The 25,816-nt window shown below is 65.3% G+C and carries 20 protein-coding genes; 11 read left to right on the forward strand and 9 right to left on the reverse strand.

Translation table 11 applies throughout. The features are described 5' to 3' along the window. Nucleotide 1 precedes the first annotated feature (1 nt). From AC1DJB_RS00110 to AC1DJB_RS00120, 3 genes are all read right to left on the reverse strand, one after another. On the reverse strand, nt 2–847 hold the full coding sequence (locus tag AC1DJB_RS00110; protein WP_307053692.1) for a phosphatase PAP2 family protein: 846 nt from the start codon (nt 845–847) through the stop codon (nt 2–4). Between the two features lie 104 nt (nt 848–951). Continuing rightward, nucleotides 952–1,962, reverse strand: a complete 1,011-nt coding sequence (locus AC1DJB_RS00115; protein ID WP_441432645.1) for a glycosyltransferase — start codon at nt 1,960–1,962, stop codon at nt 952–954. A gap of 12 nt (nt 1,963–1,974) precedes the next feature. Next, the gene (locus AC1DJB_RS00120; RefSeq protein ID WP_476909824.1) at nt 1,975–4,146 is read right to left on the reverse strand and encodes an amylo-alpha-1,6-glucosidase; all 2,172 of its coding nucleotides are present in this window, start codon (nt 4,144–4,146) and stop codon (nt 1,975–1,977) included. Between the two features lie 392 nt (nt 4,147–4,538). Between AC1DJB_RS00120 and AC1DJB_RS00125 the strand changes: the two genes are divergently transcribed. The 4 genes from AC1DJB_RS00125 to AC1DJB_RS00140 all read left to right on the forward strand — a co-directional run bounded on the left by AC1DJB_RS00125 (nt 4,539) and on the right by AC1DJB_RS00140 (nt 9,265). Further along, nucleotides 4,539–5,957 carry an extracellular solute-binding protein gene (locus AC1DJB_RS00125; protein ID WP_332602741.1) on the forward strand — a complete coding sequence of 473 codons (1,419 nt, stop codon included), beginning with the start codon at nt 4,539–4,541 and terminating at the stop codon, nt 5,955–5,957. After that, nucleotides 5,954–6,922 (forward strand): carbohydrate ABC transporter permease, encoded by a 969-nt coding sequence (locus tag AC1DJB_RS00130; protein WP_441432643.1) that lies wholly within the window; start codon nt 5,954–5,956, stop codon nt 6,920–6,922. The genes AC1DJB_RS00125 and AC1DJB_RS00130 overlap by 4 nt, the downstream gene beginning before the upstream one ends. A gap of 92 nt (nt 6,923–7,014) precedes the next feature. Further along, a complete protein-coding gene (locus AC1DJB_RS00135; protein WP_253257148.1) occupies nt 7,015–7,818 on the forward strand; it encodes a carbohydrate ABC transporter permease in 804 nt (267 codons plus the stop codon). A 25-nt stretch (nt 7,819–7,843) separates the two neighbouring features. Then, nucleotides 7,844–9,265, forward strand: a complete 1,422-nt coding sequence (locus tag AC1DJB_RS00140) for a glycoside hydrolase family 32 protein (RefSeq protein ID WP_441432642.1) — start codon at nt 7,844–7,846, stop codon at nt 9,263–9,265. A 115-nt stretch (nt 9,266–9,380) separates the two neighbouring features. On the opposite strand, the gene AC1DJB_RS00145 is transcribed toward AC1DJB_RS00140, so the two are convergent. Next, a complete protein-coding gene (locus AC1DJB_RS00145) occupies nt 9,381–10,451 on the reverse strand; it encodes a LacI family DNA-binding transcriptional regulator (RefSeq protein ID WP_441438176.1) in 1,071 nt (356 codons plus the stop codon). A gap of 336 nt (nt 10,452–10,787) precedes the next feature. Between AC1DJB_RS00145 and AC1DJB_RS00150 the strand changes: the two genes are divergently transcribed. The 3 genes from AC1DJB_RS00150 to menD all read left to right on the forward strand — a co-directional run bounded on the left by AC1DJB_RS00150 (nt 10,788) and on the right by menD (nt 15,888). Next, nucleotides 10,788–11,777: an o-succinylbenzoate synthase gene (locus tag AC1DJB_RS00150; RefSeq protein WP_476909825.1), complete on the forward strand. Its 990-nt coding sequence runs from the start codon at nt 10,788–10,790 to the stop codon at nt 11,775–11,777. A 109-nt stretch (nt 11,778–11,886) separates the two neighbouring features. Continuing rightward, complete coding sequence (locus tag AC1DJB_RS00155; protein ID WP_476909826.1) at nt 11,887–13,971, forward strand: PhoX family protein; 2,085 nt, start codon at nt 11,887–11,889, stop codon at nt 13,969–13,971. 207 nt (nt 13,972–14,178) lie between these two features. Then, complete coding sequence (gene menD / locus AC1DJB_RS00160; RefSeq protein WP_441432638.1) at nt 14,179–15,888, forward strand: 2-succinyl-5-enolpyruvyl-6-hydroxy-3-cyclohexene-1-carboxylic-acid synthase; 1,710 nt, start codon at nt 14,179–14,181, stop codon at nt 15,886–15,888. Nucleotides 15,889–15,997: 109 nt separating this feature from the next. Here the strand turns inward: menD and AC1DJB_RS00165 are convergent, their stop codons facing one another. The 4 genes from AC1DJB_RS00165 to AC1DJB_RS00180 all read right to left on the reverse strand — a co-directional run bounded on the left by AC1DJB_RS00165 (nt 15,998) and on the right by AC1DJB_RS00180 (nt 20,347). Continuing rightward, entirely contained in the window at nt 15,998–16,774 is a 777-nt protein-coding gene (locus AC1DJB_RS00165) for an amino acid ABC transporter ATP-binding protein (RefSeq protein ID WP_059387233.1), read from the reverse strand. After that, nucleotides 16,771–17,745: an amino acid ABC transporter permease gene (locus tag AC1DJB_RS00170; protein WP_059387234.1), complete on the reverse strand. Its 975-nt coding sequence runs from the start codon at nt 17,743–17,745 to the stop codon at nt 16,771–16,773. The genes AC1DJB_RS00165 and AC1DJB_RS00170 overlap by 4 nt, the downstream gene beginning before the upstream one ends. A 35-nt stretch (nt 17,746–17,780) precedes the next feature. Continuing rightward, nucleotides 17,781–18,734, reverse strand: a complete 954-nt coding sequence (locus tag AC1DJB_RS00175) for an ABC transporter substrate-binding protein (RefSeq protein ID WP_059387235.1) — start codon at nt 18,732–18,734, stop codon at nt 17,781–17,783. A 200-nt stretch (nt 18,735–18,934) separates the two neighbouring features. Next, nucleotides 18,935–20,347 (reverse strand): isochorismate synthase, encoded by a 1,413-nt coding sequence (locus AC1DJB_RS00180; RefSeq protein WP_441432637.1) that lies wholly within the window; start codon nt 20,345–20,347, stop codon nt 18,935–18,937. A 128-nt stretch (nt 20,348–20,475) separates the two neighbouring features. On the opposite strand from AC1DJB_RS00180, the gene AC1DJB_RS00185 reads away from it, so the two are divergent. The 4 genes from AC1DJB_RS00185 to AC1DJB_RS00200 all read left to right on the forward strand — a co-directional run bounded on the left by AC1DJB_RS00185 (nt 20,476) and on the right by AC1DJB_RS00200 (nt 25,272). Next, a complete protein-coding gene (locus AC1DJB_RS00185) occupies nt 20,476–21,252 on the forward strand; it encodes a demethylmenaquinone methyltransferase (protein WP_084784263.1) in 777 nt (258 codons plus the stop codon). A 22-nt stretch (nt 21,253–21,274) separates the two neighbouring features. After that, nucleotides 21,275–22,672 (forward strand): geranylgeranyl reductase family protein, encoded by a 1,398-nt coding sequence (locus AC1DJB_RS00190; protein ID WP_476909827.1) that lies wholly within the window; start codon nt 21,275–21,277, stop codon nt 22,670–22,672. A gap of 9 nt (nt 22,673–22,681) precedes the next feature. Next, nucleotides 22,682–23,785, forward strand: a complete 1,104-nt coding sequence (locus AC1DJB_RS00195) for a polyprenyl synthetase family protein (protein ID WP_059387239.1) — start codon at nt 22,682–22,684, stop codon at nt 23,783–23,785. A gap of 506 nt (nt 23,786–24,291) precedes the next feature. Further along, a complete protein-coding gene (locus tag AC1DJB_RS00200) occupies nt 24,292–25,272 on the forward strand; it encodes a hypothetical protein (RefSeq protein ID WP_441432635.1) in 981 nt (326 codons plus the stop codon). Nucleotides 25,273–25,384: 112 nt separating this feature from the next. Here AC1DJB_RS00200 and AC1DJB_RS00205 read toward each other — a convergent pair whose 3' ends face one another. After that, entirely contained in the window at nt 25,385–25,807 is a 423-nt protein-coding gene (locus tag AC1DJB_RS00205) for a hypothetical protein (protein ID WP_059387238.1), read from the reverse strand. Nucleotides 25,808–25,816: the final 9 nt, after the last annotated feature.

Below are 25,816 nucleotides of genomic sequence, written 5' to 3' on the forward strand. Positions count from 1 at the left end.
ACTAAGGTGACTGCCGCCGTCGGGCATTCAGACCAAATAGCCAAGTGGCCGCGACCGTCGCCAGATAACCGGTGATGACAATCAAGGAGACCCCGGCCCAGAAGTAGTGGGTGGTGCTCTCCTGCCCGAAACCGCTCGCGATTCCGATCAGCGAGTACACCGCAACGGCCGCGGCCACCACGCCCGCGAGGGTCGACAGCGAAAGCCACAAACGCGACGACGCCCAATGGTCGCCGCGGCCGTCCTGGACGTTCCAGCGCTTTCCCGTGCGCAGCACCAGCCAGCCGGCCGGCAGCATGACCGCTCCGACCACGAGGAACGCGGCGACGACGTCGGCAGGCCGGTGCCACTGGTTGATCAAGGTGGAAACTCCGGCCGCCACCGCGAAAGTGCCACCGAGGAACCCCGCCAGGGGCCGCCAGCGGGGCGACACCACCAGGAACACCGCAGCAGCCGCAGACGCCGCGAGCGTGGTGTGACCGGAGGGCAGCGAGTTCAGTTCAATGGTCTGGACGCCGCGGAACGGCCTGTTCGGGAACCAGTCCTTGAGGAGCTGGGTGGCCAGGTTTGCCGCGACACATGCGGCCACCGCGATCCCCGCGGACTTCCAGCGACGGCGCATTAAGGTGACGAAAAGAACCACGACGGCGGCAATCGCCACCGAGGTGACCGGCAGCCAATCGAGGAACTGGGTGGTCGCCCGCTCGGTGGGACCGTTGATGGTCGCGGCCTCCACCAGGGCGGATTCGTCGATGTACTGTCCGGTGGTGGTGCGAACAAAAAAGTAGTAGGTGGCAACGAATGCGGCCATGCATGCCAGGGTTGCGAGCACAAAAAGCAAGCCCATCCCAGCGCCCGGCCAGCGCCTGGTAGCGGTTCCACGTGTGGCCGGCAGCCGGCTCGTCTTAGGAAAACTCATTGCTTTCAGGGTGTCATATTTGGCTGGGAGGATCACTTTTGCTCGGCGAGGAGCTCCTCGTAGAGCGTCAAGTGTTCGGCGACCATGCGCTCGGCACTGAAGTAGTTTTCCGCGGCGTGGCGGCACTCGGCGCGATCCAGCGCGGCGGCGGCGATGACTGCCTCGGCCAGCTCCGGGGGGCTGGGACGAAGGTAGCCCGTGACGCCCTCGGAGACGATTTCCGGGGCGGATCCGCGGAATGTTGCCACCACCGGAGTCCCGGCGGCGAGGGACTCGATCATGGCCATGCCGAAAGGTTCATCCCACTGAAGCGGATTCAGCAAGGCCACGGACCCGCCCAGGAGGACGAACTTGTCCGCAGCGTTCAGCTCGCCGAGGTATTCGACGTCGGGCCCCAGCAGCGGCGCGATAACCGCGGCGTAGTACTCATGTTCTTCCGCGCTGTACATCTTGGCCGCAATTCGCAGCGGCACCTGGGCCAGGCGGGCGGTCTCTATTGCTTCCGGCAGGCCCTTTCCGGGATGCATCCGGCCGAGGAAGCTGGCGTAGCCGCCGTCGCCGGCTCCGAGCGGGACGGATTGCGTGTCGATGCCGTGGTGGATGACCCTCCTTATCTTGATTCCGGGGGCAGTCTCCGCTTGATGGTGCGAGATGGCAATGATCGCGGTGTCTGTGGCCATGGCCTGGTAAATGTCATGGTTTTCTTCTGAAAACGGAAGGTGCGCCGTTGCGACGATGGGCGTTCCCTCCGGCCGATGCCGGTACAGCGGCCCCGCCAAGGTGTTGTCGTGGATGAGGTCGACGTCGTGCATGGCCGCGAAGGCGTACACGCTGTGGCGGAGCTCGTCCGTCCCGTTCCCTATCCGGGAGCCGTCGGCAAGCGGCGGGCCGGGGACCTTGTCCACTGGACACGTGCTTCCGGACGCCGCGGCGAGGAGCACATCGTGGCCCGCGGCCACCAGGCCGCGAGCGAGGATATCGATGATCGACTCCGTCCCCCCGTATGCAGGCGGCGGGACTGGAATCCAAGGCGGCGCAACCAAGCCGATGCGCACCTAGTGCCCCCGCCGCAGACCAGAGGTGACGTGGTGGACATCCAAGAGATCGGACAACGGCTTGCGGGCTTCGCGGTGCAGCGCGACATCCTCGGGCAGGTCCGTGACCCGTGTTTCTCCGTTGACCACCTCCACGGAGATCCGGGAGCCGGCAAGCGGGATGTTCCGCATTTTGATCCGGCCGAAGCCTTCGGGAACCACCGGTGCCAGCCAGAGGCCGCCGTGAGTGAGGCAAGGATCGAAACGGAGCAATACGCGCAGCAAGTGAACAGGTGTGGCAGCGGCCCACGCTTGCGGCGAACAGGACGAAGGGTAGGGGACGGGCGTCCCGTAGGTTTTCCTGTCCAGGCCGCAGAACAACTCCGGTAGCCGTCCGTCGAACGCCTCTGCCGCATCGAGTAGGCCCGTGACGAGGCGCTGGGACTCCTCGACGAAGCCGTAGCGCATCAATCCGCCCGCAATGAGGGCATTGTCATGCGGCCACACCGAGCCGTTGTGGTAGCTCGCCGGGTTGTAGGCCGCCATGTCCGAGGCCAACGTCCGGACGCCCCAGCCCGTGTACATTGTGTCCGACATGAGCCGCTCCGCGACTAACCGAGCCCTGTCGTCGTCGACGATTCCGCTCCACAGGCAGTGACCCATATTGGATGCGCAGGCGTCTACCGGCCGCTTGTCGCGATCGAGGGCGATGGCGAAATAGCCGCGTTCTGGGAGCCAGAATTGCTCGTTGAACTTTCGCTTGAGTTCGGCCGCCCGCGCGCCCCACACCGCAGCCAGCTTCAGGTCGCCCTCCTCCTGGGCCATCAAGGCCCGGCTGAGATAGGCGGTGTAGACGTAGCCTTGGACTTCGCACAAGGCGATCGGCGGCTCCGCCAATGTGCCGTCGGCGAAATTGATCCCGTCCCCGGAGTCCTTCCAGCCTTGATTGAGGAGGCCATGGTCCGTGGCCCGCGAGTACTCAACGAACCCGTCGCCGTCGGCGTCTCCGTAGTCGCGGATCCAGTCAAGGGCCCGGTCCACCGCCGGCAGAAGGGACTCCGAGACCTCGGAATGGAACCCCCAGCGGGTGAGCTCCCCCGCGAGCGTGACGAACAACGGGGTGGCATCCACTGAACCGTAGTACGCACTGCCGCCGCCAAGCGCGAGGCCTGTCGTGGCGCCCAGGCGCACCTCATGCAGGATCCGGCCCGGCTCCTCTTCGCTGAGCGGATTGACGGTCCGGCCCTGATGGTCGGCCAAGGTTTTGAGCGTTCCCAACGCCAGGGACGGGTCCAGTGGAAGGGTCATGAAGGACGTCAGGAGGGAGTCCCGGCCGAAAAGCGCCATGAACCAAGGCGATCCTGCGGCCACCACCGTCCGTCCGGGATGGTCGGGGTCGAAGATCCTGAGGGAACCGAGGTCTTCCCTGCTCCGGGCCAATGCTTTGTCGAAGGCCTGGTTGGCAAGCTCCGTTATGGGAACCCTGCCGTGCCACTCCTGAAGCCTTTCTTCAGGAAGATCGTAGGCGCGCTGGTTGCCCCAAACCTGGGCGTCCGCCTCGGGTCCAACTCCGTCGATGCGGGGCGTGGCCGTCACACCCGTGGACCAATGGCCTTGGGGCTCAAGAGAGATGTCGTAGCTGACGACGTCTCCGTCAACCTCGGAATTCGGTGCGTCAATGGTGACAAGTACGTGCCGCCCCTCCCGCTGGGACTCGAGGACTAACGAACCGTCACTGGCCCGCGTCAAATGCACACTCTCGTGGCGTGCCCGGCCTTCCTTCACTTCGAAGATGTCCGCAAAGTCCGCATTGACCGTGAGTGAAACCGTGGCGTGTGTGGGCCTGCTGGAAAAATTCCTGATCGTAATCTCTTCGTGCACCCCGCCGAACAGGCTCCGCCGGCGCTCGATCAGGAGATGGCTGTCTGCCAAGCCATCGGTGCGAGACGCTCGGCCGACGAAATCGGCACGATAGGGCTCCGGGACAGGGGAACCCAAGGCCTCGATGGGGTGGCCGTTCACCTCCAACGCCCAGTTCGAAACGAACCGTGTGTCGCGGAAGAACATCCCGTGCGGGCGCAGTTGGTCCATATCGCCGTTGGCCGCCGACACGCAAAACGATGTTCCTGCCAAAAGTGTCACGGCACCTGCGCCGGCCGAACCTGCGAGGTTCTCGGCATTCCAACCTGTCATTAATGGGCTCCAAAGCTAGGGACGGGGGAATGGGGCAGCTTGCTTCAGCGTATTCGCCGCGTCTTCGGAAGTGAACCCTCCTGCAGATATGGGGGCTCTTGGGTGGACGCTCGCTCGGATATGGCGGGTTGTGGGTGGACGCTCGCTCGGATATGGCGGGTTGTGGGCCTGGGGTTGAGCGCGGTTGGTGAGCGAGGGTTTGGCCAATAGGCCACATAGGTGAGCGAGGGTTTGCCGGTTTGGCCTTGTATCCGAGCGAGCGTCCGGGAAAAAGGGCACATAGGTGAGCGGGCGTCGGGGACGAGTGAGGGAGCCGTAACACGAATGTGACGCTTGACACGTGTTAGGCGATGGATTTACGCTACCTAACACGTGTTAGGAAGGAATTGGACATGGCAGGAAGCAATGGGAAGCTGCGTGAGATCTCACGCAGGACGGCCCTTGGTGCCTTGGGTGCGGGAATTGTCGGAGCAACAGTGGCGTCGTGGCCGCGGTTGACCGGCATGGACATCCCGGGCCGCGGGGACAACAGCCTTAGCATCGCCATCTTGGGAACCGCAGCGGACGCAGCCGCCCGCCAGCGGGTCATCGATGCATTCGCTAAAGTGCACCCGGAGATCAAGGTGAAGGTCCAGGCCATCCAGGCCGCGGACTGGAAGGACTTCTTCACCAAGATCCTCACCATGGTGGCAGCAGGAACGCCACCGGATGTGGTCTACGTGGCCACGGAAGGTGCCCAGCTCTTCGCCGAGAAACTGGCGCACCCCTTGGACGAGTACCTTCGCCGCGACGCCGCGGACATGAAGGAGTACTTCGCGGACGTCCACCCGAGCCTCGTGGAGGCGTTCATGTACAAGGGCAGCCTGTTCCAGCTTCCCATCGACTGGAACGCCGCCAACATGTACTACAACACCTCGGCCCTTCAGCAAGCCGGACTCGAACGTCCGGCAGACAACTGGACCCAGGTCGATTTCCGCGACACCTTGGCTTCGATGCGCAAAGCGAGGCCGCAGGACTTCACTCCGTACTACTGGACCAACAGGCTCTTCGGTGGCGTGGTGCCCTGGCTCTATGCCAACGACACCAGCTTCCTCAAGGAATCCAAGTCCACCGGCGGCGAATGGCTCTGGGACAGCTTCTACGCCCAGGATCCGTCACGCGGGCTGCGCTCCGGCGGCTACCAGTGGCTTGAGCCCAACGCGGATGACCCGCGGGTGTACGAATCGTTCGACTACCTCCGCGGCCTCGTCAAGGATGGCCTCGGCGTTCGTCCCGAGGAGGGTGGCGGAAATTCACTCGTCGGGCTGTTCGCCTCCAACAGGATCGGCATGACCCCGGCCGGCGGCTACTGGGTGGAAGGCCTCCACGAAGCCGGAATGAAGGAAGACGGCTTCGACGTCCAGTTCTTCCCGCGCTGGCGCACCCAGCGGCACCAGTTCGGCACCGCCGGCTACGCCATCATGAAGACCGCCAAGGACAAGGACGCGGCGTGGGAGTGGCTCAAGTTCGCTTCCAGCCTGGAAGCCATGCGCCTGGTCTTCCCGACGCCGAACACCACCCCGGCGCGCCGTTCCATGGTCAACGAGCAGTTGTACGCCGGACGCGGACCCAAGCATTGGAAAGTCTTCTACGACACCCTCGACAAATTCCCCACCACAGGTCCCATTCCGGCGCCGCCCCAGCAGGCCGCCGTCGAGACCGCCCTGATGAAAAACGTATCCCTGGCCGTCAGCGGTGATGAGAACCAGCTCAAGCAGGCCCTCGCCTCCATGCAACGCGACCTTGAGATCGCCTTGAGGAGGCAGGCATGAGCACGGCAACAACGGGCATGTCCACCAAACGCCGCAACGGCGCGGGGCCCAAGCGCCGAAACGGCGCCGGAACCGGGGGCGAGACTACCGGGAGACAGCGTCAGCGCTGGCTGCCCTGGGCGTTCCTCGCTCCCACCATCCTTGGCATGGGGCTTTTCACGCTCGTGCCGATCGTTGCTTCCGTGGTTCTCGCCTTCTTCCGCTGGGACATTATTTCGGCGCCAAGTTTCGTCGGGTTCGACAACTTCGCCGAAGTGGTCCAGGACCCCACAGTGCGTGTTTCGTTCCTGAACACGATCCTGTTCGTGGTGGTCGCCGTCGCGCTTCAGCTCGGCCTCGCGCTAGCACTGGCGATCATGGTGCAGGAGAAGCTCCCGGCCTGGCTTCGTGTCTTCTTCCGCAGCGCCTTCTTCTTCCCTCTGATCCTGTCCGCGGCGTCGGTGTCCATCTTCATGCGCTACCTGTTCAACGAACAGTTCGGCGTGGTCAACTGGCTCTTGTCCTTCGTCGGCATCCCCGCCGTCCCGTGGCTGACGACGCCGGCCGGTTCTGCCGCCGTCGTGATCCTCGTGTACGTGTGGCAGAACTTCGGGTTCTCGTTCCTGTTGTTCATCGGCGGACTGGCGTCCATCCCCACCGAAACGTACGAGGCTGCGTCGATCGACGGCGCCACGGGCTGGCGCAAGCACCTCCACGTGACGCTGCCCCTCCTGAGCCCCACCACCTTGGTGGCGTCCGTCATGGCGATCATCAACGCCCTGCAAGTGTTCGACCAGCCCTACGTCCTCACCCGCGGCGGCCCCGGCGACGCCACGCGCACCGCAGTGATGGTGATCTTCGAGTCCGCGTTCCAGCGCCTCGAGTTCGGCCAGGCCTCGGCGATCGGCGTCATCCTCACGCTGATCATCATGGCCATTACCGCCGCCCAGTTCCGGCTCAGCAAACGATTCGTCTTCTACCAGTAAGGCCCGCCATGACTACAACCTCAACCCAGCGCGCCGCCGTCGATCGCTTGGCTCCCCAGCGGCTCGCGCCGCGAAAGAAGCGGAACTGGAGCATGGCGGGACGAATCGTGCTGCTCCTGATCGCGTCCGTTTTCATCCTCGGTCCGGTGCTGTGGACCCTGTCCACCTCGCTGCGGCCACCGGCGGAATCGTTCCAACTGCCGCCGTCGTTCCTTCCCCTCAACCCCGATTTCTCGTCGTATGACCAGGTCTTCAAGCAGCTCAACATCATGCTTCTGGTTCTCAACAGCGCCCTCGTGACGGGACTGATCGCCGTCGGGCAGATGTTCACGGCGGCGCTCGCCGGTTACGCGTTCGCGAACCTCAAGTTCCGCGGCCGCGGGGCACTGTTCTCGATTGTGCTGGCCACCATGATGGTCCCGGCGCAGGTGACGATCGTTCCGGTCTTCATGCTGATCCGCGGCATCGGTCTGTCCGACACGCTCCTCGCGCTCATCCTTCCGGCGATCCCGACGGCGTTCGGCACCTTCCTGATGCGGCAGTACTTCCTGGGGCTCCCGGCCGATTTGGGCGAGGCCGCCGCGATCGACGGAGCCTCGCCGTGGCGCACGTTCCGTTCCGTGTATGCGCCGCTGGCGATGCCGGGCATGGCGATCGTGGGCATCCTGGCTTTCAATTACCACTGGAACGAGTTCTTCCGCCCGCTCATCCTGACCATCTCCGAGCAGAACTTCACGCTCCCGCTGGGCCTGGTGTCGCTGCAGGGCAACCTGGGCACGGGCAGCATCTCCGTGGTGCTGGCAGGCGTGATCCTCTCCATGATTCCCGCCCTGGTGGTGTTCATGTTCGGCCAACGCGCCTTGCGTGACGGACTCACCGCCGGCACCGGCAAATAGCCTCTACTTCCCTGAAAGGACTTCGATGACGGACCTCATTTCGTCCGCCCCTGCACTCGCCGCGGCGGCCACCCACCCGGACCCGGCTTTCCCGCGCTTCCACCCGCGGCCGGCGCACGGCTGGATCAACGACCCCAACGGCGTCAGCTACATCAACGGCCGCTACCACGTGTTCTTCCAGTTCAACCCGGAATCGGCACGGCACCACCGGATCCAGTGGGGCCACGTGAGCTCCCCGGACCTGGTCCACTGGGATGAACACCCCGTCGCGCTGCGCCCGCAGGATGGCGGGCCGGACGAGTTCGGCTGCTGGACCGGCGTAGTGACCGACGACGGCGGTGTCCCCACCGCTGCGTACTCCGGCGTGCGGGGCGACGGGGGTCACTCGCAGGTGGTGATTTCCCGGGGCTCGGCGGACCTGGTGTCCTGGGAACAGGATGGCCACATTGCCGCTTCCATGCCGGACGACGGCCTTGTCACGGCCGTGCGCGACCCCTTCATCTTCCACTTCAACGGCAAGCGCTACGCCATGCAGGGCGCCGGGCTGGCCAATGGACATGCTGCTTTGCTGCTGTACACGGTGGAGGACATGTCCGACTGGAAGTACCAAGGCATTTGGCTGACCACGGAAAACCCGGTGGCGGCTGCGCAGACGCCGGCTGAGATCTGGGAGTGCCCGCAACTGGTCCGTGTGCCGTCCGACGAGGCGGCGTCCGACGGGGACGACACCTGGGTCATGATGTTCTCCCTGTGGCTCTCCGGGGATGACCACGAGCACGCAAACGGAGTCGGCCACCTGATCGGCTCGCTCGCCGAGGACCCGTCTACCGGGCTGCCGGTGTTCGTCCCGCGTTCCGGCGGCAGGTCCGACCTTGGCAGGGACTTCTATGCTCCGCAGATCGTTCAGCTGGATACTGCGTCTTCGTCCGGCTCGGAGTCGGAGCCGCGTGCCCTGCTGTGGGGATGGGCCAACGAAGGCCCGGGTCGTGATGGCCGGCGTGGCCGTTCGCAGGACGAGATCGACGCCGCAGGCTGGGCGGGCGTCTTAACCCACCCGCGCTTCCTCTCGGTTGAGGACGGCGCATTGGTGGTTGCTCCGGCGCCGGAGGTGGACGCTTACCGGGGTCCTGTCCTCGCGGCCGGGGCTTCCGGGGCCGTTGACTTGCCGCCGTTTGCCGAGGCAGTTGTGACGGCTGGGACTGTTGCTGGAGCCGGTGAGGTTCGGCTGGTCCTGGCCTCCGGCGCGGAACGGCAAGTTGTGTTTGCAGGGCCGTTGTCCGAGGGCGAGGAACTCCGCATCTTCGTGGATGCTTCCTTGGTGGAGGTGTATCGGACAGGTTCCGTCGCCACGACACTCCGCGCCTACCCTGCGGCCGGGGAAGCATGGATCCTTGAGCTTCCCGAAGGTGCGGCCGCGGAGGTCTGGGAACTGAAGCTGCCGGAATAGGCGGCAGGCCGCCGTCGGGCACTCAACTTTTGACCACTTTTGGCCGGTGCTGCAGTCCGGGATCCCCGTATTTCCGCGGATTCCCGGGCGGCGGCCCGGCCAAAAGTGGTCGGATCTAGAGAGCGGGTACGGGCCCGGTGGACTCACGGACCACCAAACGGCAGGGGACCATGGTTTCCAAGCCGCCGTTGGCCTCGAAACCGCCGCCGCCGCCCGTCGTCGGTCGCCGTGCCGGGTCCCCAATCTGCCCAAGCAACATGCCCATCGCGGCCGCGCCCATTTCGCGCAAGGGAAGCGCCATGGTGGTGAGCGCAGGAACCATGGTGGCCGCGATGCGGAACTCGTCGTCGTAACCCATAATCGAGAGGTCGCGCGGTACGGAAAGGCCCAGCCGCGCCGCAGCCAGGGCGACGCCGATGGCGAGTCGATCGTTCGCGCAGACAATCGCCGTCGGCCGCTCGGTGGCGGAGAGCAGGCCCATGGCGCCGTGGAAGCCGTCGTTGATGTCCCAACCGGCCATGAACACGCGGTCTTCGCGGACCGGGATGGCGGCCTTGGCCATGGCCTCCCGATGCCCCACGATGCGCAGGGGCACAGCCGGTGAGGTGGCGGCCCCGGCGAGGAATGCGATATCGCGATGGCCCAGCTGCAGGAGGTGCTCTGTGGCTTCCCGACCGCCGGAAACTTCGTCCGGGATCACGTGGTGCAGCCGTGGGGCGGGGCTGCTGTCGTAGCAATTGGCGAGGACAGAGGGGACCCGCAGCATGCCCTGGGGGACGTCGAGCGGCTTCAAACCGACCGTGACGTACATCAGCCCGTCCACTTGCCGGTCCAACAGGGTCTCGACGGCGCTCTCGTCACGGGAGGCGTCGCGCTCGGTGTCCATCACGACGGTGACGAAGCCGTGGGCGCGGGCGACGTCGTCGGCGCCGCCGATGATGTTGCCATCGAACGGGCTCACCACCACCTCGTCCGACACGATGCCGATCACGCGCGTTCGCTGGTTCCGAAGGCTCAGGGCGATGGGGTTGGGGGAGTAGTTCAGGTCCGCTGCGGCCTGCCGGATGCGGTCCTGGCTTTCCTTGGCCACGTTGCCGTCTCCCCGGCCGTTGAGCACCAGCGACACCGCACTCCGCGAGACGCCCGCCCGTTTGGCGACGTCGAGTGCTGTGGCCTTGCGCTGCATGCGGGCTCCTCCGGCTGTGGTTCCGATTCTTGCTGCATTCTACCTAACGCGTGTGAGGAGTGGTTCCGGTCCACGTTCCCCGCGTTCCCCAGCCCGACGCTCGCTCACATATATGGCCTTCCAGCCGAACGCTCGCTCACATCATGAGCGAGCGTCGGCCGAAAACACCCCAAAGGTGAGCGAGCGTCCGGAGGGGCGCGCGTGCCACGCCGGCCCCACGACGCCGGGCGGCCCCACGACGCCCGGGGGCCCCACGACGCCGGGCGGCAACCCGGCGTAGCCGGCTCGCCCCGCCCTAGGAACCGACCCGGCGCCGCCCCACGCTACAGTGAAACCATGCCTCCGTTCCCCACCCTCGACGAGCTCCTTGCCACCGCAAAAGTGGTCAGCCTGCCGATGCGGGTCACGTTCCGGGGCATCACCGAGCGCGAGACCCTCCTGTTCCGCGGACCGGCCGGATGGGGCGAATTTTGTCCGTTCCCTGAGTACGGCGACGCCGAGGCCGCGCGCTGGCTCGCCGCCGCCGTCGAAGCCGCATGGCAGGGTTTTCCGCCGCCGCTGAGGGACACCATTCCCGTCAACGCGACCGTCCCCGCCGTGCCGGCCGCCCGGGTGCCAGAGGTCCTGGAGCGCTTCGGCCGCGTGGACGCCGTCAAGGTCAAGGTCGCCGAGCGCGGACAGGAACTGGCCGACGACGTCGCGCGCGTCACCGCAGTCCGCGACGCCCTGCCGGACGCCGCGATCCGGGTGGACGCAAACGCAGGCTGGGACGTGCCGCAGGCGGTGGAGGCACTTGGGCGGCTATCCGCCGTCGGGCTCGAGTACGCCGAGCAGCCCGTGCCGCAGATCGAGGGCCTTGCCGAAGTCCGCCGGCGGCTCGTGCAGCAGGGCACCCCCGTGCTCATCGCCGCCGACGAATCCGTGCGCAAGGAAGACGATCCCCTCAAGGTGGCCCGCGCGGGCGCGGCGGACCTGATCGTGGTCAAGGTGGCGCCGCTCGGGGGAGTGCGGCGCGCGCTGGACATCGTGGGGCAAGCCGGGCTTCCCGCCGTCGTGAGCTCGGCGCTGGACACCTCGGTGGGGATCCGCGCGGGGCTCGCGCTCGCGGCCGCGCTGCCGGAACTGCCGTACGCGTGCGGGCTGGGGACCGTGCGGCTGTTCGCCTCGGACATCACGCAGGATCCGTTGGTGCCCGACGACGGCGCGATCCGGGTCCGCGAAGCCGTCGCCGACGAGGGGCTGCTGGAGCGGTATGCGGCTCCCGCTGAACGTCGCGAGTGGTGGCTGGACCGGCTCCGTCGCGTGCACGCACTCCTTGAGGCATAGATTGCTGGGAAAAGTCTGGGAATTCACCGGAACTTAACCGGAGCGTCCTCTCGGATTCCGATAGCGCTGTAAGGGTTGGGAAATCACTCAATCCCCGGAGGTATTTCCCATGTCTGAATCAACCAAGCGCAAGTTCGACTTGCTCCCCATGCTCGGCCATACGAAGGGCAAGCGCAGCCCCGTGACGTGCGCCCTGAAGTGCGACAACGCCTGCTCGGGCGAGGTGTGCAATACGAGTTCCAACGCCTACTTCCGCGACATCGCTTCCGCAGCCGTGTCCCGCCGCGCCGCCCTGGGCTTCGGCGCCGTCGGTGCGCTCGCCGTCGTGCTGGGCGGCAGCCTTTCCGGAAACGTTCCCGGCGGCGTTGGCCTGTCTGGGGCTGCAAAGACGGGTTTCGACAAGGCCAAGCTCAAGTTCGCGCCGATCAAGCCGGTCGACTACACCGTGGACGCGTTCACCGTCCCGGATGGATTCGCGTGGCAGCCGATCATCCGTTGGGGCGATCCGCTCTTCGCAGACTCGCCGGCCTTCGAGCTGAACGGCCAGACCGCGGCAGCGCAGGCCCGACAGTTCGGCTACAACAACGACTACACGGACATCCTGCCCATCCCGGATTCCAAGGACCGCCGTGCCGTGCTCTTCACCAACCACGAGTACACCAACGAGAACATCATGTTCCCGGCAACTTTGGCGGCCGCGGAGGCGCGCGCGATCGGGCGTGCCGCACACGGGCTCACGGTTGTGGAACTTGAGCGCAAGAACAAGAACAAGCCGTGGAATTACGTCAAGGGTGCGCCGCTCAACCGCCGCTTCCTGACCGACACCACCTACGAACTCACCGGCCCCGCCGCTGGCACGGACTTGGTGAAGACCATCGACGATCCCTCAGGCCGGAAGATCAAAGGCACCCTCGGCAACTGCTCCGGAGGCACCACTCCCTGGGGCACCATCCTCTCCGGCGAGGAAAACTTCAACGGCTACTTCGTGGCTCCCGGCACCTCGGCGGGCGACAAGCGCTACGGCCTCTCCAACAAGGCAACGGCCCGTAAGTGGGAGCTGGATGAGCCGCGTTTCAACACCAACAACGCCGGCTACGCCAACGAGTCCAACCGCTTTGGCTGGATTGTTGAAGTCGACCCGTTCGACCCCTCCTCCACACCCAAGAAGCACTCCGCCATGGGCCGCTTCAAGCACGAGGGCGCCAACGTGATAGTTGCCGACTCGGGCCACGTGGTGGCGTACATGGGCGACGACGAGCGCTTCGACTACCTCTACAAGTTCGTCTCCAAGGGCAAGTACATGCCCGGCGACTCGGCCGCGGCACGCCGGAGCAACATGGACCTTCTTTCCGAGGGCGACCTCTACGTTGCCAAGTTCACCGGCGACTCTCCGGCGTCGGAGATTACCGGCAACGGCGCGCTTCCCTCCGACGGCGCCTTCGACGGTTCCGGCGAGTGGCTTCCCTTGGTGGTCGACGGCGTCTCCGCAGTTCCGGGCATGTCCGTCCCCGAGGTACTCGTCTACACACGCCTGGCCGCGGACAAGGTCGGCCCCACCAAGATGGACCGCTGCGAAGACGTCGAACCCAACCTGGCCACCGGCAAGGTCTACGTGGTCTGCACGAACAACTCGGACCGCGGCAAGCCTGGCAAGGAAGGCGCCACCGAGGTCAACCCGCGCAGGCTCAACCGGGACGGCCACATCGTGGAGATCACCGAAACCGGCGACCAGACGTCTACGCGCTTCAATTGGACGCTCCTGATGGTTTGTGGAGACCCCGCCAAGAACTCCTCGACCTACTTCTCCGGCTTCCCGGTCGACAAGGTCTCGCCCATTTCCTGCCCGGACAACGTCGCTTTCGATTCGGCAGGCTACATGTGGATCGCCACTGACGGCGCGCCGTCGTCGATCGGGTACGCGGACGGCCTCTTCAAGGTCACGCTGGATGGCAGCGAACGCGGCAAGGTTGAGCAGTTCCTCGCCGTGCCGCGCGACGCCGAGACGTGCGGACCGATCGTGCACGACGACGAGCGGACCGTCTTCGTCGCCGTGCAGCACCCGGGTGAGGAAGGGACGTTCGACGCCCCCCACTCCTTCTTCCCGGATTACGTGGGCGCCGGAGCCGCCCCGGCCGCCGGCCAGGTCCGCGCCCCGCGACCGTCGGTCGTGCAGGTGTTCCGCAAGGACGGCTAGCCCTTCCCTTGCCCGACGCCTTCCCGACCAACGCACCGGCTGACGCCCGCTCACGTATGTGGGTCTTTCGGCCGACGCTCGCTCACCTATGTGGGTCTTTCGGCCGACGCTCGCTCACTCTCTTCAAGGGAGTGAGCGAGCGTTTGGGGTTTTGGCCCTATAGGTGAGCGAGCGTCGGGAGGGAGGCGCCGCTAATAGACTGGTGCGGTGACTTCGCAAGGCTCCCTGAGCTCCCTCGCCGCTGCCCGTATCGCCGTCAAGGCGTTGCTCGACGGCGGTGTGCGGCACGTGGTTATCTCTCCCGGTTCGCGCTCGGCACCCATGGCTTACGCACTCGCCGAGGCCGAAGCGGCCGGGAATGTCCGCCTCCTGGTGAGGATCGACGAACGTTCGGCCGGTTTCACGGCACTGGGTTTGGCCCTGTCGACGGGAGCCCCGGCGGCCGTCCTGACCACCTCGGGCACCGCCGTCGGGAATCTTTTGCCTGCGGTCATGGAAGCCAACCACGCCGCCGTGCCCCTCGTAGTCCTTTCGGCCGACCGCCCGGCCGAGCTCCACGGCACCGGCGCCAACCAGACCACCATCCAACTCGACCTCTTCGGCGACCACGTTCGCTTCGCCGTCGACATCGCCGCGGGCAGCAACCCGAAGCGGGCCGTCGAGACCGCCATCTACGCGGCCACCGGCGCCCTCGCGGACACGCCGCCCGGCCCAGTGCAGCTCAACCTGGCTTTCCGCGAGCCGCTGGTTCCCGAACCGGGCGAGGCGCTGCCCGCCACCAAGGGCCACGGAGTTTTCCACTACGATTCCGGTCCCCAACCATTGAGCATGCCCCCCGCTCCCGCTGAACTGACCGAGCGGCGGACGGTGGTTTTGGCAGGGCACGACGCCGGTCCGGTCGCCGAGGCGTTCGCCCGTGCCCACGGCCTTCCCTTGCTCGCCGAGCCCTCCTCCAACGCGCGCTTCGGTCCCAACGCGGTCGGCCCGTATCGCCTCATGCTGGACAACTTCGGGCCCGGATCTGCTCTGCCGATCGAGCGGGTGGTAGTCTTCGGGCGGCCTACGCTGTCCCGGCCCGTCGCCGCCCTCCTGGCCCGCAACGACCTCCCCGCCGCCATGTACGAGCCCGTTCCGGTGGCCTGGTATGAACACGGCCGGCGTCGCGAGGAACGCTTCGATTCCCTGGCTGAACTGGCAGGGTTCGCCGGCCGCGGCTCTGATGATTGGCTCGACGCCTGGCTCCTGGCCGGGGCTGCGGCCCAACACACGCTCGACGGCGTCCTCGAGGCCGAGCTGGCGGCCAGTGGACCCGCCGTGGGAGCCGTCGTCTGGAAACACGCGCGCGGGCAGCTGGTCCTGGGCTCCTCCAACGGCATCCGCGACGTCGACCTCGCCGGACAGCCCGACCCCGAGCCCCTCGCCACGGTGTTCGCGAACCGCGGCCTCGCCGGCATTGACGGAACTATCTCCACGGCTACGGGAATCGCCCTCGGAGCGGGCCGCGAAACCACCCTCCTCCTGGGAGACGTCACCTTCCTGCACGACGCCGGCGGCCTCCTCCTCGGAGCCGGCGAACCCGGGCCGGACCTGCGCATCGTGGTCCTCAACGACGCCGGCGGGGGCATCTTCGGTCTCCTTGAGCACGGCAAGGTGGAGGACGACGGCGGTTACGGCACCGCCGTCGAGCGCCTCTTCGGCACCCCGCACAGCGTGGACATTTCAGCGCTCGCCTCGGCGTACGGCGTCGGGCACACTTTGGTGCGTACGACGGCGGAGCTCGCCGCAGTGCTTGCCTCGCCTTTGAAGGGGCGCAGCATCGTGGAAGTACGCACGGACCGGTCTGGGTTGCGTCCCTTGCACGCGCGCATCAAGGCCGCGGTCGCCGCGGCAGTGTCCCAGGTGCTGCTCGGGGCGTAGATGTTCGGCCCTGGCGACGCGCAATCTGGCTGACGACACGGAAATGCCCTGACGCGGCTGGATTTCCAGCCGCGTCAGGGCATTTGCGCGTCGCACGTCGCAGCAGGAACTACAGCACGCGGCTGAGGAATTCCTTGGTGCGGGCGTGTTGGGGGTTGGCGATGATTTCGCGCGGGTCACCGGATTCCACCACCACACCTCCGTCCATGAAGGTCAGGCGGTCGCCGACTTCGCGGGCAAAGCCGATCTCGTGGGTCACCACGATCATGGTCATGCCGGACTTGGCCAGGTCCTTCATCACGTTGAGCACGTCGCCCACGAGCTCGGGGTCAAGGGCGGACGTCGGCTCGTCGAAGAGCATCAGTTCCGGTTCCATGGCCAGGGCCCGGGCGATCGCGACGCGTTGCTGCTGGCCGCCGGAAAGCTGAGCAGGGTAGTGGTTGGCTCGATCAGCCAGGCCCACCCGGTCCAACAATTCGAGGGCGGCCTTCTTGGCATCACTCTTGGATTTGCCCTTGACCTGCACGGGCGCTTCCATCACGTTGTACAACGCGGTCTTGTGGGGGAACAGGTTGAAGCGCTGGAAGACCATGCCGATTTCCCGGCGTTGCGCGGCGATTTCCTTGACCTTCAGGTCGTGGAGGCGGCCGTTGACTTCGCGGTAGCCGATCAGCTGGTCGCCAACGGAAATGCGGCCGGCGCTGATGGTTTCGAGGAGGTTCACGCAGCGGAGCATCGTGGACTTGCCCGAACCGGACGGGCCGATGACAACGGACACTTCGCCCTGGTTGACCGTCAGGTCGATGCCGCGGAGCACATGGTGTTGGCCGTAGTACTTGTGGAGGCCTTCGATCCGCACCAGCGGTTTCTGGGTGGTGATCGTCATTTTGCGTCCTCCTCGGGGAAGTCCATCTTTAAGGACGGCTCAGCTTCGGCGCTCGGTGCCACTGCGGCAGCGGCCTTGGCGGCTGCCGGGTTGATGACGGCCGGGGCCAGGTTGGTGTCCACGCCCTTGCCGTAGTAGGCCTCGATGTAGTGCTGGCCGACCATGAGGAGGCTGGTGATGACCAAGTACCAGATGGCTGCCACGATCAGCAGCGGCACCGGAAGGTAGATCCGGTTGGCCAGGGCGTTGGTCGCGAAGGTCAGGTCCAGGGTGAACGGGACTGCCAGGACCAGGGAGGTGGTCTTGAGCATGCCGATGGTTTCGTTGCCGGTGGGCGGGACGATGATGCGCATTGCCTGGGGCAGGATGATCCGCCACATGATCTTGCCGTTGCCCATGCCCAGGGCTTCGGCGGCTTCGGTCTGTCCCTTGTCCACTGACTTCAGGCCGGCCCGGAAGATCTCCGCCAGATAGGCGGATTCGTTCAGGCCTAGCCCCAGGATCGCCGCAACAAGAGCCGTAATGACGGTGCTCGTGTCCACGCTGAACAGTTCGGGGCCAAACGGCACCCCTGCGCTGATCTTGGGGTAGAGGACGGCGATCAGGCCCCAGAAGACCAACTGGGTGTAGACCGGGGTGCCGCGGAAGAACCAGACCCAGACCCAGCTCGTGTAGCGCAGGACGGGGTTGTCGGACTGGCGCATCACGGCCAGCAGGATGGCCAGGACAATGGCAATGACCATCGAAGCTACGGTCAGGAGAAGCGTCCAGCCAACACCCTGGACGACCTTCACGTCCAGGATGTAGGTGCCCACAACGTCCCAACGGAAGTTGTGGTTCGTGATCACGCTCTGCACCATAAGTGCTAGTACGCCAACGATGACGATGGCGCTGATCCAACGGCCAGGGTGCCTGACAGGCACCGCGTCGTTCAGCACTGGTGCTGCGTGGCCTGGTTGATGATGATCCATCTGTGCACCTGATTTGTTATCGGTGGCGGGAATACTCAAGACTTGACCGCCGGGTTGACCTCGGACTTGGTGATGGCGCCTTCGGCGTTGCCCCAGCCGGTGAGGATCTTCTTGTAGGAACCGTCAGACATGAGCTTGGTCAGGGTCTTCTGGATGACATCGGCGAGGGCGGTGTCCGACTTGGCAACAGCGATGCCCTGGGGAGCGGCGTCGTACACATCGCCGAGCTTCTCAAGCTGTCCGTTGGTCTGCGTCAGGGCGTAACCGATGATGGGGGAGTCGGCTGCCATCGCGTCGATGCTGCCGTTGACGAGACGGGTGGTGACGTCGGTCTGGTTCTTGAGTGTCACGATGTTGATGGGCTGCTTGCCGTCAGCTGCGCACTTCTTGTTGCGGCCGGAGAGGTCCGGGTCTTCCTGGACCGTGCCGGTCTGCACGCCGATGGACTTGCCGCAGACGTCATCCAGGGAGAACTTCTTCGGGTTGCCCTTCTGCACGGCCCACGCGGTGCCGGCGTTGAAGTAGCTGACCATATTAACGGCGCCGAGACGCTCAGGGTTGATGGTGAAGGACGAGATGCCCAGATCGTACTTGGGGCCGAGGGCGGGGAGGATGCCCGTGAATTCGGCGGTCTGCACCTGGACCTTCAAACCAAGGGTGGCGCCGATCGCCTTGGCGATGTCGACGTCGTAACCAACCGGGGTCTGGCCGTCGGTTCCGAGGAATTCCGCAGGAGCGTAGGTCGTGTCCGAGCCGACGGTCAGCGTGCCCTTGGACTTGATGGCCGCGGGGACCAGCGCAGCGAGGGTGTCGTCCTTGGTGATGGTGCTGGGGTCAAAGCTTGCATTGGCACTGCCGGAAGGCGAGGCGGCGCTCGACGGGCCGGCCTCTGAGGCGTTGGTGCAGGCAGTCAGTGCCAAGGCGCCGATTGCGATGATGGTTGCAGCCTTGAGCGTCGAACTGACCGGGAGCGAACGGAATTTCTGCATTTTCTTACCTTTTTTTGCAGTGGATGCGAAACTAATCGGTTCATAGTGTAGCGCCGAACATGAGATGTGCGTCACAGAAAACTAAGTTTTACTATTGGATAACCTACCAAGTAAAAAATCAAGACCCCCAACGTGGCTATTGTCTCGCACCCCAGACAGTTGGGAGGGTAGGTTTCGAACGGAATCCTCGGGTTTGAGGCTTAGTTGCTAATCCCCAGCGACTCGAGCATCGGCCGGAATTTGGCCCAGGTCTCGGCCAGCTCGGCGTCGGGAACGGAGCCTTCCACGATCCCGCAGCCCGCATAGAGGCGCACGGTGGTAGGACTCTCGATGATCGCGCCGCGCAGTGCGATGCCCCACTCGCCGTTCCCCGCGGCGTCGAGCCATCCGACCGGACCGGCGTACGGCCCGCGATCCATGTGCTCAAGCTCCCGGATCAGTTCCCCGGCAACCAGAGTAGGTGTGCCACACACGGCAGCCGTGGGGTGGAGGGCGTTGATCAGCGCAAGGCACGTAGGGACATGTCCCTCGATATCGGCGAGCTCGGCCTTCACGTCCGATGCCAAGTGCCACACATTGGGCAGTTCCAGGATGAACGGTTCGCTGTGGGCGTTCATTGCCTCGGAGAAGGGCGCGAGCTGGGTGGTCAGTGACTGGATGGCGATCTCGTGCTCGTGCCGTTGTTTCTCCGAACCGGCCAGCACGCGTTCGGCGTATTCCATGGGGGAGCCGTCCACGCCCTCGGCGTCGCGACGGTCCAGCGTCCCGGCCAAGACCCGCGCCTGTGCTGTGCGGCCCTCCACCTGGATGAGCATTTCCGGCGTCGCGCCCACCAAGCCGTCGACGCCGTAGGTCCAGCATTCGCGGTAACGGCTGGCCAGCTGCTGGAGCACTTTGGCGGCGTTGACGCCGTCGGGCAGCGTCGCCACGACGTCCCGCGCGAGAACCAGCTTCTCCAGCTTTCCGGTGCGGATTTTCGCCACGCCCTCGGCCACGGCCTGCTTCCAGGCGGCCTCGCTCAGTGAACCGCTCTCCAGCGTCACCTTCCCGTCGCCCAACTGACTCGCAGTTGTTGTCGTTTTGGGCCCGCTAAACGACAACAACTGCGAGCTAGTTGGGTGCCCGACGCCGGAGCCTCCTGCCGCCGTAAGCTCACCGGCCGCTGACTCGCGGGTCCCTGACTCGCCGCTGAGCCAACCCGCGAGGGTCGCGAGCGCTCCCGCCTCGGTGAGTTCGACGTCGTCGAGCGTCAGCTGCGTGAGCCAGGACTGCCCATCCCGGATACCGACAACGATTTCAGGAAGGATCAAGCGGGACTCAAAGTCGGACGTCTTGGAGAAGGCAAAGGAGCCAAAGGCCACTGGGCCGGTGCCGGGGAGCTCAAGGGGATCCGTGACGTCGGCCTCGATGACGAGGTGGCGCCACCAGATGTCGGCCTCGAGGAAGCGATCGGGCCCGGAAGCGGTGAAGCGCGCGAGTTCGCCAAAGCCCACCAGTCCGTTCTCTCGGCGGGACCAGCACAGGACATCGTCCCGGACCAGAAATGACGGCAGTCCCCCGGAGGATGAATCAACATCGAGGGGGACTGTCAAGGTGCGGAGCGTACTCGTCATGATGGAACAACATTACTCCCGCGCGCAACGGTAGCCGCGCTTGCCGGAACGGGAACCCGGCGCGCGAACCGGGCCCGGACCGGAGTGCCCCGAAAGTTCTTCCCATATTTGTCTGAGACAATTGCAGGGTGAACCGAGCATCCTTGGAAAAGCGTCCGGACGAAGTTGCGACGATGTTTGACGATGTCGCCCCCAAATACGATGTCGTCAACGATGTCCTGTCCATGGGGCAGACCCGGCGTTGGCGCCGCGTCGTCGTGGATGCGATGGATGTTCGGGTAGGCCAAAAGGTCCTGGATCTGGCTGCCGGTACCGGTACGTCCAGCGAACCGTACGCGGACGCCGGAGTGGACGTCGTGGCCTGCGACTTCTCCCTGGGGATGCTGAAGGTCGGCAAGCGCCGCCGTCCGGACATCAACTTCGTTGCCGGGGACGCCACCAAGCTGCCCTTCGCGGACAACTCCTTCGACGCGTGCACCATTTCCTTCGGCCTGCGCAACGTCAACGAACCACACAAGGCCCTCGCGGAGATGTTCCGTGTCACCAAGCCGGGCGGCCGCCTGGTTATCGCCGAATTCTCCGCCCCGGTCGTGCCCCTTTGGCGGACCATGTACACCGAATACCTCATGCGCGCACTGCCTGCCATCGCCACCAAGGTCTCCTCCAACCCGGACGCCTACGTGTACCTCGCCGAGTCCATCCGCGCCTGGCCGGACCAGGACCACCTGGCCGCGTGGCTGCAGGAAGCCGGCTGGACCGACGTCAACTACCGCAACCTGAGCGGCGGCATCGTAGCGGTGCACCGCGCCCAGAAGCCCGGAGCCGAACACCGGGAAAGCGTTCCCGTGGCCAAGCTGCGCCGCCAGATCAAGCCGCGCCGCCAAGCCGGCGATCAGTCCCGCTAACCGGCCTATTAACAAGGACGCTGTGAACGTACTGATAGTCGGCGCAGGGCCAGCCGGGTCCACCGCCGCGTACTACCTTGCCCGGGCGGGCATTTCCGTGACCGTGCTGGAAAAGACCAGCTTCCCGCGTGAGAAAGTCTGCGGCGACGGCCTCACTCCGCGCGCCGTACGCGAAATCCAGAAGCTCGGCCTCCCGCATGCCGAGGACGAGGGGTGGCGCCGCAACAAGGGGCTCAGGCTCATCGCCGGCGGCCGCACCATTGAATTGCCGTGGCCCGAGGTCGCCGACTTTCCCACCTACGGACTCATCCGCACGCGCCTCGGATTCGACGAGGAACTGGCCCGGCACGCCCAGTCGGCCGGCGCCGTCGTCCTTGAACGCCACAGCGTCACCGAAGCACTGCGCGACGACGCCGGGCGGGTGATCGGCGCGCGCGCCGCGCTGCTCGACGAGTCCGGACGCAAGACGGGCGAAACGCGCGACTTCCATGCCGACGTCGTGCTCGCCGCCGACGGCAACTCGACCCGCACCGCGGTTTCGCTCGGCATGCACAAACGCGACGACCGTCCGCTCGGCGTCGCCGTCCGCACCTACTTCACCTCGCCCCGACACGACGACGACTGGATGGAAGGCTGGCTGGAGCTCCATTCGCCGGCTTCCCACGCCTCGCAAGCTCGGCGCGGTACCCGCGCCGGCTCTCTTGGCAAGTCCGGAAAGCCGCTGCCCGGTTACGGCTGGGTTTTCGGCGTCGGTGACGGCACGTCCAACGTCGGCCTTGGCATCCTGAACTCCTCCAAAGAATTCGGCAAGCTCGACTACAAGCAGGTCCTGCGCGAATGGACCGCCGGCATGCCGTCCGAGTGGGGTTTCACGCCCGAAAACCAAGTGGGGGAGATCCGCGGCGCCGCGCTGCCGATGGGCTTCAACCGCACGCCGCACTACTCGCCGGGGCTCATGCTCCTGGGCGACGCCGGCGGCATGGTTTCACCATTCAACGGCGAGGGCATTTCCTACGCCATGGAGTCCGCCCGCTTTGCGGCCGAGTTTCTTGTTGATGCGTCCGTCCGCTCGCGTTCGGCCGGATGGACGGTCGACGACGCCGACGCGCACCTTTCGCGGTACGCGGACTACGTGCGGGACCAATGGGGTTCACACTTCACCCTGGGCCGTGTCTTTGCCGCCCTCATTGGCAAGCCCGCCGTCATGAAACTCGCACTACGGACCGGCATGCCCATTCCGGTGCTGATGCGCTTTGTGGTCAGGATGCTCGCCAACCTCACGGATCCGTCCGCCAAGGGCTTCGAGGACCGCGCCATCCGCGTCCTCGAGATGCTGGTCCCGGCCACCTCCAACACCACGTCCACCGCCGCTCCCACCCGTACCGGCACCGAATCAACGCTTTCCTCCGCGAAAAGTTAGGGTTAACCCGTGACTCACTCTGCCGAACACAGCTGGACGCACGCCGGGCACGGCCTGCCGGACGCTGTCGAACCCGCTCCCACCACCACCGCGATCGCCACTGGCCTGCAGCTTCCTGCCGGTTTTGCGGCTATCGCCAAGGACGTGGAGCTGGGTCCTGCCATCACCACCAACCTTGCCCGCGTGGAAAAGAAGCTCCGCGAAGCAATCGCCAACTCGGATCCCCTGGCTGACGCAACGTCGCGTCACCTGGTGGAAGCCGGCGGCAAGCGCATCCGCCCGCTTTTGACTCTCCTGTGTGCCCACCTCGGTGACGCCTCCCGTCCGGAAGTGGTCCAGGCCGCCGTCGTGGTTGAACTGACCCACCTCGCCACCCTCTATCACGACGACGTGATGGACTCCGCGCCCTACCGCCGCGGTGCCCCCACGGCGCACGAAGTCTGGGGCAACTCGGTAGCCATCCTCACGGGTGACCTGATCTTTGCCCGCGCCTCGATCCTGGTGTCAGAGCTCGGTTCGCGTGCCCTGGGGATCCAGGCCCGCACCTTCGAACGCTTGTGCCTCGGGCAACTGCACGAAACCGTGGGCCCACGCGAAGGCGAGGACGCGGTGGAGCACTACCTCTCCGTCATCGCCGACAAGACCGGTTCCCTGGTTGCCGCCTCGGGCCAGCTGGGTGCCATCTTTGCCGGCGCCGACGAAGCCTTCGAAGACGTGCTCGTGGAGTACGGCGAGAAGGTCGGCGTGGCCTTCCAACTAGCCGATGACGTCATCGACGTGACCGGCGTCAAGGTTAAGTCCGGCAAGTCTCCGGGCACAGACCTCCGGGAAGGCGTTCCCACGCTGCCCGTCCTCCTGCTCCGCAAGGCCGCCGACAACGGTGACCACTCCGCCGTCGAACTCTTGAAGCTGGTTGACGGCGACCTGTCCTCCGATGAAGCCCTGGCCCTGGCCGTCGCGGGGCTCCGCGAGCATCCCGTCACTGCTGAATCCTGGGTGATTGCGCGCCAGTGGTCCGCTGAAGCCATCGAAGCCTTGAAGCCGTTGCCCGAAGGCGTGGTCAAGGAGTCGCTGACCAACTTCGCACACGCTGTGGTGGAGCGCGCCAGCTGAGTCTTGGCGGCGTGGGCAGCCCTGCAGAGGGTGCCGTCGTTCTCGCCCCTTTTCCTTCGTCGCAGACCCAACTGACTCGCAGTTGTTGTCGTTTTGAGCCGTTATAACGACAACAACTGCGAGCTAGTTGGGTGGGGCGCGCGGGGGCTGGGCTTAAATGCAATGGCCCCGGTTCCTTGCAACGCTACGAGTCACGCGCTGCAACGAACCGGGACCATAATCTCCGTTCGCATCAGATCCACCGGAGGCATTTAGTGAATCCGGTTACAGCATATGACAACTTTGTCACGGGTGCAACTTTCCCGGTCAAAGGGATTTTCGGAGTTTTCGGGGAATTCTGCGCGCCGTCCTGACCTTCTTTGAATTCAACATGGCCCCGACACGCCTGAGAAGGGGTGTGTCCGGCAGTTTATGGACCCAAAGAAGGTCAGGAAGGGCCAGCAAAGTTGTCCACATAGGGGAACCCGGAGCTACTGTCGCCTGAGCGATGCTGCTGGAGTGGCCACATGGATATAGTGCAATTCCTCCAGAGGCGGGGCGGTGCGGCCCGGACTGCGCAACTGCTTAGAGCGGGCTTTCCCAAGTCGGCGTTGGCCCAAGGGCTCCGCAACGGAACGCTCAACCTGTTGCGCCGTGGGATCTACACGATTGAGGGCGCCGATCCAGGCATCGTTGCTGCGCTAGCGGCGAATGGCGTCTTGACCTGCGTTTCGGCTGTTCGTTTCTACAATTTGTGGCAGCTGCAGGAGCCAGGAGGCGTCCAAGGACTGGGGAGTTCCCGGAAACACGAGGCCATCCATCTCAGCTGCGGTAGCGGCCTAGTCCGGGACGGTGTGGTGGACCACGCCCGATGTAGCCACCCGGGGCATCCGTACCTTCCTGTGGCCGGCCTAGCTGATGTGCTTATCCACGCCCTGAGATGCCGACCCGAACTGGAATCCTTGGTAATTGTCCAGTCCGCAATTAGCCGCGGGTTGATCACCGCAGACTTCCTTAAGACGAAACTGCAAGGCAACCGCAACGGAGCAGCGAGGGCTGCGCTGGATCTTGTGCTGCCCAGGGCTGATTCCTTGCTGGAAGTGCTCGCACACACGCACTTTGTCCGGGCGGGTCTCCGGGTCCGGATGCATGTGGAACTGGCGGGGGTGGGGGAGGTGGACTGCCTGATCAACGAGTGCCTTGTAGTGGAACTCGACGGCCATACGCATCTGGAGCCGCGGCAGGTCAAGAAGGACCGGTACCGGGACAACGCCAGTGTGAAGGGTGGGCTCTTGTCGTTGCACTACTTCTACCAGGACGTGGTCCACCGTCCTGAAGAGATGGTCAACGAGGTCTTGACCGTGTTTCGGCACCGGGAAGTCGGCCGCTTCGCCCCCGCAAGATACGCGCCCGGGTGGGTGCCGCCGTCGTACTCCAGCAGCAGACTCCACCAAAGCGCGGACCGTCCTGACCTTCTTTGGCACGAAAAAAGCCGCGACACACCCTGATCCAGGTGTGTCACGGCTCCTCGAAATTCAAAGAGGGTCAGGAAGGCGCGGCGCCGGCGCCCCCGGCGGCCCCAACGCAGCCCTCGGCAGCCCCCCGGTACCCCCAAAAACCCTAGTCTTCGTCGCTGAAGGCCCAGTCGAACATGTCGAACACGAACTCGGAGAACGTGCCTTCTTCGGATTTCCATTGGCCGCGGGCGTTGTTGCGGCGCCACACGATGGGATCCGGGACGCCGAGGTCGCCTACGCGGAAGCCCCAAGTGAACTGCTCTTCCTCGTCCTCCAAGAACATGAGGAAACCTTCGTCGTCCACTTCGAGTTCTTCGGGGTCCCAGAAGTAGTGGTAGGCCTCCATGAGGTCCTCGCAACCACCGAGGGCGAGGTAGAACTCGCGCAGCACCATGGGAATGGTGAACGAGTGGGCGGACAGGGCCTCGTCCAGCTCAGCGGCGGACAGCCCGTCTTCTTCCTGCCATTCGTCCTCGAGATACTTCGGTACAAGCGCGCGGAACTTCTCGAGGAACATGTCAGTCATGCTCCCATC

The organism is Arthrobacter sp. 01T428 (assembly GCF_056398685.1).